Origin of the sequence: Sphingomonas sp. dw_22 (assembly GCF_018449795.1) — a bacterium.
In the GTDB taxonomy this organism is placed as follows: Bacteria; Pseudomonadota; Alphaproteobacteria; order Sphingomonadales; family Sphingomonadaceae; genus Sphingomonas.
On the sequence record NZ_JAAVVE010000080.1, the window covers coordinates 1 to 8,251 of the forward strand.

An 8,251-nucleotide genomic window follows, 5' to 3' on the forward strand; every position below is an offset into this window, starting at 1 on the left:
GCTGGGGGGGGGGGGGGGGGGAAGGAAAAGGGGGGGGGGGGGCCGGCCGCAGAGGGGGGGGGCCGGGCCGGGCGGCCGGCCGGGCTGGGGGCGGAAGTCGCAGGGGCCGAGGCCGAGACCGAGGCCGCTCGCGCCGAAACCGCCGCCGGCCAGGCCGGCGGGCAGGGCGCCGAGGCGGCGTTGCGCGCCACCGAGGGCGATGTCCGCGCCGCCAATGAAACGCTCGCCCAGGCCCGCGAGGCCCGCGCCGGCGCGCTTGCCCGCGCCGAGAACCAGGAGATGCGACGCATCGAGATGGGCCGGCTTTCGGGCGAGCGCTTCGAATGCCCGCCGCCCTTGCTTCCCGAACGGGCGGGCTTCGAGCCGGAATCGGTGCGCAATCCGCAGGAGGAATCGGCTACCCATGACAAGCTGATCGCCGAGCGCGAGCGGATCGGGCCGGTCAACCTGGTCGCCGAAAGCGAGCTGGCGGAGCTGGAGGCGGCCTATACCGGCAATGCCAGGGAGCGCGATGAGCTCGCCCAGGCCGTGAACCGGCTACGTGGATCGATCGGCACGCTCAACCGCGAGGGCCGCCAGCGGCTGCTCGCCGCGTTCGAGGCAGTCGACCAGCATTTCCGCCGGCTCTTCTCCACGCTGTTCAACGGCGGGCAGGCGCATCTGGAGCTGATCGATTCGGACGATCCGCTCGAAGCCGGGCTGGAGATCATGGCGCAGCCGCCGGGCAAGAAGCTCCAGTCGCTGACGCTGCTTTCGGGCGGCGAGCAGGCGCTAACGGCGGTCGCGCTGATCTTCGCGCTGTTCCTCACCAATCCTGCGCCGATCTGCGTGCTCGACGAAGTCGATGCGCCGCTGGACGATGCGAATATCGACCGTTTCTGCGACCTGCTGGAGGCGATGACGCGCGAGACGGCGACGCGCTATCTGATCGTCACGCACAATGCCGCAACAATGAGCCGCATGCACCGGCTATTTGGTGTTACCATGGTCGAGCGTGGGGTCAGCCGATTGGTGTCGGTGGACCTGGGCGGCGCGGAGAGTTTGCTCGCAGCGGAGTAGGCCCATCCCATTCAAATCCGCCCGGTCCGGCGGAAACGGGAGGAAATGCGATGCGATTCATCACACCGATCGGACTGGCCCTGGCGATTGCCGTCGCGGCGCCCGCTTATGCCCAGGACCAGAAGCAGACGACCACCGAGCGCGCCGGCGAGATCGCCACGCAGCCCGCGCGGGATGTGGGCGCCGTGAAGACCAAGGTTCCGCCGGTCCTCCAGCGGGCCGCCGCCAACCCCTATAGCCTGGACGGGCTTTCCAAATGCGCGCGCATTGCCGCGGCGGTTGCCGATCTCAGCGCGGCGCTGGGGCCGGATTACGAAGGGCGGGTGGACCGCAAGAAGAGCCGCAAGATCAAGGTGACCGGCGACACCGTGGCCGGGCTGATCGTGCCGTTCCGCGGCATCGTCCGCGAAGTCAGCGGCGCGGCATCGGCGCAGCGCGAGCTCAATGCGGCGATCGATGCGGGCTTCGCGCGGCGCGGCTTCCTGCGCGGGGTGTACCAGACGAGGCGGTGTAAGCCGGCGCTTTAGGGCGGGTCGAATACTCCATTCGTCACCCCGGCCTTGTGCCGGGGTCCACCGGGAGGCTGGGTGAGCCGCTTTGAGTCGTGAGGGGCTCGCTTGTGGAAGAGTGGACCCCGGCACAAGGCCGGGGTGACGGTAGGAATTTTGGGGGCCGTGGCTCTTCCACTCTAAATGGTGGTCGGCTCTAACCGAGGATGCGTCGGTAGAGCGCGATATATTTGTCCGCCATCGCCTCCACCGAGAAACGCGCCTCGACCGCCCTGCGGCAGTCGCGGCGGTCGATCGCACCGATCCGGTCGACCGCCGCGACTGCCTTATCGGCCGATTCCACCAGCAGGCCGGTGACGCCGTCCTCGATCAGTTCCGGCATGCTGCCGCGATTGATCGCGATGACGGGCGTGCCGCAGGCCATCGCCTCGATCACCGAGAGCCCGAACGGTTCGTCGAAATTGATGAGGTGGAGCAGCGCGCGTGCCTTGCCCAGTGCGCGCAGCCGCTCCTCGCCGCCGACCGGGCCGTGGTAGACAATGCGGTCGTCCAGATGCGGGGCGACCTCGCGCTCGAAATAGCCCTGGTCCTGGACGATGCCGTAGAGATCGAGCCGACGCCCGGTCGCCCTGGCCACGGTGATCGCCTCGGCGGCGCCCTTGTCGGGGTGCATCCGGCCGAAGAACAGCAGGCTTTCGCCGCCGTCCGGCTCGAACGGGAATTCCGCCAGGCGGATGCCGTGATGGATCGTCGCGGCATATTTGAGCGAGGGATGCCGGTCCGCCTCGCTGATCGCGACGAAATGCACGCGGTCTTCATAGGGCTTGTACATCGGCAGGATGCGTTCGGAGGAAAAGCCGTGGATCGTCGTCACCATCGGCGTCGGCACCAGATTGGCGAAGGCATGCGCCGGGAAATCGGCCTGGTTGTGGATCAGGTCGAACGCGCCCGCCCGCTCGAAGATGTGCGCGAGATGGGCATATTCCCAGACCTTGGCGTCGATCGACGGGTCTTCCGCGTAGCCGCGCGGGACCACGCCGGCGAGCTTGCCCGTGGTGATCGAATCCTGCGTCGCGAACAGCGTGACATCGACACCGCGCGCGACCAGCGCCTCGGTGAGCAGGCTCGTCACCAATTCCCAGGGGCCGTAATGCCTGGGCGGCGTGCGCCAGGCGATCGGCGCCAGCATCGCGATCTTCATCCCAGGATATAGCCTTCGTTCGGCCCCAGCAGGGCAGGATCATCGCCGCTCCGGGCGGCGAGCAGCACCGAGAGCCCCTCGGCCCATTCGGGGATAGCGAAATTCTGCGGCCTGTCGCCAAGATTGAGCACCACGACCAGCCGCTCGTCGCCCAGCCGGCGCTCATAGGCGAGCAAGTCGCCGCCGGCTTCGATCGCGTGCCAGTCACCGGTCGCCAGCGCCGGTCGCGCGTGGCGGAGCGCCAGCAGCGCCTGGGTGAGGCGCCACATCGAGCGCGGATCGTCCCGTTCCGCCGCGACGTTGCGCGTGGTCCAGTCGTCATGGAGCGGCAGCCACGGCTCGCCGCTGGAGAAGCCGGCATGGGCGCTCGCATCCCAGGCCATCGGCGTGCGCACCGGATCGCGACCCATGCCGATCCCCGGCTCGTTCAGCTCGCGCGGATCCTGGATGCGATCCGCGGGGATCGCGACATCGGCCAGGCCGAGCTCGTCGCCATAATAGAGCGTCGGCGTGCCCCGGAGCGTCAGGAGCAGCATCATCGCCACCCGCGCCTGCGCCTCGCCCACCCGCGTCGCGATGCGCGGGCGATCATGGTTGCCGAGCACCCAGTTCGGCCAGCCGCCGCACGGCAGCGCGCCTTCATAGTCGGCGATCATCCTGGCCAGCGATGGCGCATTCCACTCCGCGCCGATCAGCTGGAAGTTGAAGGGCAGATGCACGCCCGGCCGCTCGGCGCTGCCGTAATAGCGCACCAGCCGGGGCACCGGCAGGTAGATCTCGCCGATGAGCACACGCGCGCCGAAATCGTCGGCGATGGCGCGCATCTCGGCGGCGATGTCGTGGACCTCGGGCTGGTCGGTCGAATGAAGCTGGTGGACGGCCATATATTCCGGCCAGCCTTCCCGCCATTCGTCGTTCGCGGGATTGTCCGGGAAATCCTGGTGCTTCACCATGTGCCACAGCACGTCGATCCGGAAGCCGTCGACGCCGCGCGCGAACCAGAAGCGCAGCACGTCCAGCATCGCGATGCGCACTTCCGGGTTGCGCCAGTTGAGGTCGGGCTGCTCCTTCAGGAAGGCATGGTAATAATATTGGCCGGTGGCTTCGTCCCATTCCCAGGCCGAGCCGCCGAAATCGCTGATCCAGTTGTTGGGCGGGCCGCCGTCCGGCCTGGCATCGCGCCACAGATACCAGTCGCGTTTGGGGTTATCGCGCGAGGAGCGGCTTTCCAGGAACCAGGGATGCTCGCTGGAGGTGTGGTTGGGCACGAAATCGAGCAGCAGCTTCAGGCCCCGCGCATGCGCCGCCGCGAGCAGCGAATCGAAATCCTCCAGCGTGCCGAAGCGCGGATCGACGCCGCGATAATCGGCCACGTCATAGCCGAAATCCGCTTGTGGGCTGGGAAAGATCGGCGAGATCCAGATCGCGTCGACGCCGAGTTCCTTGAGCGTGTCGAGCCGCTGCTCGATGCCCCTCAGGTCACCGATCCCGTCGCCGTTCGAATCCTGGAAGGAGCGCGGATAGACCTGATAGATCACCGCCGATTGCCACCAGGCGCTCACCGGAACCGCTCCTTCGGGAGATGGGTGATGCGGCAGGCGAGGTCCGCCTCGCCCGAGGCTACGATATAATGATCGCCGGCGTCGACCAGCCCGGTGGTGAACACCACCGGCGTCGGCAGATACATCTGGTGGGCGATGTCCGCCGTCAGCGCCGGATTCGCCTCCAGCACCGGATCGCCATCCTCCTGCCGGAGTATCTTCGTGGGATCGTCGGGATCGAGCAGCGCCCAGAAGCTGCGATAGATGCCCACCGTGTCCCTTTTCTCGACGCCGTGATAGATCAGCAGCCAGCCCGCATCGGTCAGCACCGGCTGGCTGCCGCCGCCGATCCGCTGGTTCGAGGTCGAGCCTTTCCGCGCGCGCAATCCCGGCGCGTCGAGCGGCTTCCAGTGCAGCCCGTCCGGCGACTGCGCGATGTTGATCGACGGGCCGCCGAGCCAGGGCGAATCCTCGGGGTAGGCGAAATAGACCTCGCCCAGCGGGCGGGTGAGCGCCAGGAACTTGCCCGCCACCTTCCCCTCGAACAGGATCACGTCCTTGTTCTGGTGATCGAGCACCACACCGAGCAGTTCGTAATCGAGGCCGTTGGCGGAGCGGTACATCGCCGTGCAATGCCGCTCGGCGGAGACGCCGCACACCGTCATCCAATAGATGCCGTCGATCCGCGTGATCCGCGCATCCTCCACGCCATATTCGAGGAAGCTCGCCGAGGGCGCGACCGCCCTGTCGTAATGCACCGCCACGATCGCGCGCGCATCGGGGCTCAGCTCCACCGGCAGCAGCCAGGAAAGCGAGGTCAGCCCCAGCAGGCGCGGATTGCGGTCCTTGAGCGCGAATTGCCGCGGATCGCCCATGTCGACGCCCGCCAGCGGATGCGCGTCGAGCACATAGCCCTGGGGCGTCCAGCGGATCGCGCGCGCGCAATCTGCGGCAACGGGATCGCGCAACGCCTCCGCAATCCGCACCATCATCACCAGATTGCCGTTCGGCAGCCGCGCGAAGCCGGGGTTGAACGCGCCCAGCACATAGGTCGGCTCGTCCACGCCGCGCCGGAGCGGCGAGCGCGCCAGATCCACGTCGTCGGGACGGAAGATCAGATAATCGTCGGCCAAACCATCCCCCTTTGCTGCCGGGGACCGAACGGCATCAGGCGCCCGCGGTTCCGGCCTGGCGCGCCTGCTGGTGATGACGGATCACCTCGTCGATGATGAAGCGCAGGAACTTCTCCGAGAATTCCGGATCGAGATCGGCGTCCTTGGCCAGCGCCCGCAGCCGCGCGATCTGCGCCTCCTCGCGGCCCGGATCGGCGGGCGGCAGGCCGGTCTCGGCCTTGTAGCGGCCCACCGCCTGGGTCACCTTGAACCGCTCGGCGAGCAGAAAGACCAGTGCGGCATCGATATTGTCGATGCTCTGGCGATAGCGTTGCAGCGTCTCGTCGGGCAAAATTCCGGTCTCCCTCGCGCCCCTTTCGCCTGCGGCACGCGCCCTTGCAAGCCCATGCTCTTGCCTTTGTGCGGCGCACAGGCCAGAGCGCGCGCAATGAGCGCCACCATCCACCGCCTGGGCTCGCGCGGGGAGCCTTCTCTCGATCCGATGATGGCGCTCGTCGCGCACGACATGAACCTGGTTAACGCGGTCATCCTCGATCGCATGCAATCGGACATTCCGCTGATCCCGGAGCTTGCCGGCCACCTGATCGCCGGCGGCGGCAAGCGGATGCGGCCGATGCTGACGCTCGCGAGCGCGCAGCTGCTCGGCTATCCGGGCACGCGGCACCACCGGCTGGCCGCCGCCGTGGAGTTCATCCACACCGCGACGCTGCTCCATGACGACGTGGTCGATTCGTCCGACCTGCGCCGCGGCCGCCGCACCGCCAACATCATCTGGGGCAATCCCGCCAGCGTGCTGGTCGGCGATTTCCTGTTCAGCCGCTCGTTCGAGCTGATGGTCGAGGACGGCAGCCTGAAGGTGCTGAAGATCCTCAGCAACGCATCGGCCGTGATCGCCGAGGGCGAGGTCAACCAGCTCACCGCCGTCCGCCGCCTCGACATCACCGAGGAGCGCTATCTCGACATCATCGGCGCCAAGACCGCCGCGCTGTTCGCCGCCGCCTGCCGCATCGCCGCGGTGGTGGCCGAGCGTTCGGAGGCCGAGGAAGCCGCGCTCGACGCCTATGGCCGCAACCTGGGCGTCGCCTTCCAGCTCGTGGACGACGCGATCGACTATATTTCCGACGCGAGCACCATGGGCAAGGACGCCGGCGACGATTTCCGCGAGGGCAAGATGACGCTGCCCGTCATCCTGGCCTATGCCCGCGGCAATGACGACGAGCGCGCCTTCTGGAAGGAGGCCATTGGCGGCCGCCGCACGCGCGACGAGGATTTCGCCGAGGCGATCCGGCTGGTGCGCAGCAGCCGCGCGGTGGACGACACGCTCGCCCGCGCCCGCCATTACGGCCAGCGCGCGATCGACGCGCTGGGCGGCTTCGCACCGGGCGCGGCGAAGGATGCGATGATCGAAGCCGTCGAGTTCGCGGTGGCGCGCGCTTATTAGCGCCCGCTATTCCTCGGCGTCCTCCGCTTCGTCCTCGTCCGCATCGGCGCCCAGCGCGTCGTCCTCATCGGTGTCGAGCACGTCCTCGATCGCCTCGACGATCAGGTCGAGCTGCGCATAGCTCGCGGTGAATTCGATCGTCTCGCCCTCATCGTCCTCCAGCTGGAGTGTGTAGTCGCCGTCGCTGTCGGGCGTGATGATGAATTGTGCCAGGGTACGTGCCATGTCGGGTGCTCCTTCGCTTGCGCCAAACCCCGGCTCCGGCAATTGGTTGCAGCCCGATGACCGATGTTCTGCCGATCCACGTTGTCCTGCCCGATCTGCTCGCCGCATTGCGGACGGGGAGCAACGCCGTGCTGGTCGCGCCGCCGGGCGCGGGCAAGACGACGGCGGTCGCGCCCGCGCTGCTGACCGAGGGCTGGTGCGAGGGCGAAGTGCTGCTCCTCTCCCCCCGCCGCCTCGCCGCGCGGGCTGCCGGCGAGCGGATGGCGGCGCTTGCCCGGGAAAGCGTCGGCAAGACCTTCGGCTATGCGACGCGGCTCGACAGCAGGCGCTCGGCCGAGACGCGGGTCACGGTCGTCACCGAGGGAATCTTCGTCAATCGTATCCAGGCCGATCCCGAGCTTGCCGGCGTCGCGTGCGTGCTGTTCGACGAAGTGCATGAGCGCAGCCTCGACAGCGATTTCGGGCTGGCGCTTGCGCTCGACGCCCAGGCGGCGCTGCGGCCCGACCTGCGGCTGGTCGCGATGTCCGCCACGCTCGACGGCGCGCGCTTCTCGGCGCTGATGGGGCGCGCGCCGGTGATCGAGAGCGAAGGGCGCAGCTATCCGCTGACGCTGCGCCATATCGGCCGCGCCGCCGAGGCGCGGATCGAGGATTCGATGGCCTCCGCGATTCGCACCGCGCTGCGCGAGGAGACGGGCGGCGTGCTCGCCTTCCTGCCGGGCGTCGCCGAGATCGAGCGCACCGCCGAACGACTGGCGGATGTGCCCGGCATCGTCCTCCACCGGCTCCACGGCAGCCTGGAACCCCAGGCCCAGCGCGCCGCGATCGCCCCCGATCCCGAGGGGCGGCGCAAGCTCGTTCTCGCCACCTCGATCGCTGAGACGTCGCTGACGCTCGACGGCATCCGCGTGGTGGTCGATTCGGGACTCGCCCGGCGTCCGCGCTACGACCGCGCCGCGGGGATGACGCGGCTGGTGACCGAGCGGGCCAGCCAGGCCCCCGGCACCCCGCCGCCCGGCCGTCCCCCCCCCCCCGGGCCGGGGCGCCCCCTCCCGGCTGGGGGAAGGGGCCGAGCCCCCGGCGCGCCGCCGCTCGGAGCCCCCCGTACTGCGGGCCGCGCTTTTTCCCCCCGCCCCCCGCCC

The 8,251-nt window shown here is 68.8% G+C and carries 8 protein-coding genes and 1 pseudogene; 4 read left to right on the forward strand and 5 right to left on the reverse strand.

From position 1 onward, the window contains the following. A pseudogene (locus HB724_RS19840) lies at positions 1-1,059 on the forward strand (chromosome segregation protein); the annotation flags it as partial. A 50-nt stretch (positions 1,060-1,109) separates the two neighbouring features. Then, positions 1,110-1,586, forward strand: a complete 477-nt coding sequence (locus HB724_RS19845; protein ID WP_213982682.1) for a hypothetical protein — start codon at positions 1,110-1,112, stop codon at positions 1,584-1,586. 178 nt (positions 1,587-1,764) lie between these two features. On the opposite strand, the gene HB724_RS19850 is transcribed toward HB724_RS19845, so the two are convergent. From HB724_RS19850 to HB724_RS19865, 4 genes are read right to left on the reverse strand one after another with little or no spacing between them, the layout of a single operon-like run. Next, a complete protein-coding gene (locus tag HB724_RS19850) occupies positions 1,765-2,769 on the reverse strand; it encodes a glycosyltransferase family 4 protein (RefSeq protein WP_213982683.1) in 1,005 nt (334 codons plus the stop codon). Then, complete coding sequence (locus HB724_RS19855; RefSeq protein WP_213982684.1) at positions 2,766-4,331, reverse strand: alpha-amylase family glycosyl hydrolase; 1,566 nt, start codon at positions 4,329-4,331, stop codon at positions 2,766-2,768. Before HB724_RS19855 ends, HB724_RS19850 begins: the two co-directional genes overlap by 4 nt. Next, positions 4,328-5,443, reverse strand: coding sequence for a glycosidase (locus tag HB724_RS19860; RefSeq protein WP_213982685.1), 1,116 nt, complete (start codon positions 5,441-5,443; stop codon positions 4,328-4,330). Before HB724_RS19860 ends, HB724_RS19855 begins: the two co-directional genes overlap by 4 nt. A 34-nt stretch (positions 5,444-5,477) precedes the next feature. Continuing rightward, positions 5,478-5,774, reverse strand: a complete 297-nt coding sequence (locus tag HB724_RS19865; RefSeq protein ID WP_213982686.1) for a chorismate mutase — start codon at positions 5,772-5,774, stop codon at positions 5,478-5,480. 96 nt (positions 5,775-5,870) lie between these two features. On the opposite strand from HB724_RS19865, the gene HB724_RS19870 reads away from it, so the two are divergent. After that, positions 5,871-6,884, forward strand: coding sequence for a polyprenyl synthetase family protein (locus HB724_RS19870; RefSeq protein ID WP_213982687.1), 1,014 nt, complete (start codon positions 5,871-5,873; stop codon positions 6,882-6,884). Positions 6,885-6,890: 6 nt separating this feature from the next. On the opposite strand, the gene HB724_RS19875 is transcribed toward HB724_RS19870, so the two are convergent. Beyond that, the gene (locus HB724_RS19875) at positions 6,891-7,109 is read right to left on the reverse strand and encodes a hypothetical protein (RefSeq protein ID WP_213982688.1); all 219 of its coding nucleotides are present in this window, start codon (positions 7,107-7,109) and stop codon (positions 6,891-6,893) included. A 56-nt stretch (positions 7,110-7,165) separates the two neighbouring features. Here HB724_RS19875 and HB724_RS19880 point away from each other — a divergent pair. Beyond that, a partial coding sequence (locus HB724_RS19880) for a DEAD/DEAH box helicase (RefSeq protein WP_213982689.1) occupies positions 7,166-8,251 on the forward strand: 1,086 nt, incomplete at its 3' end.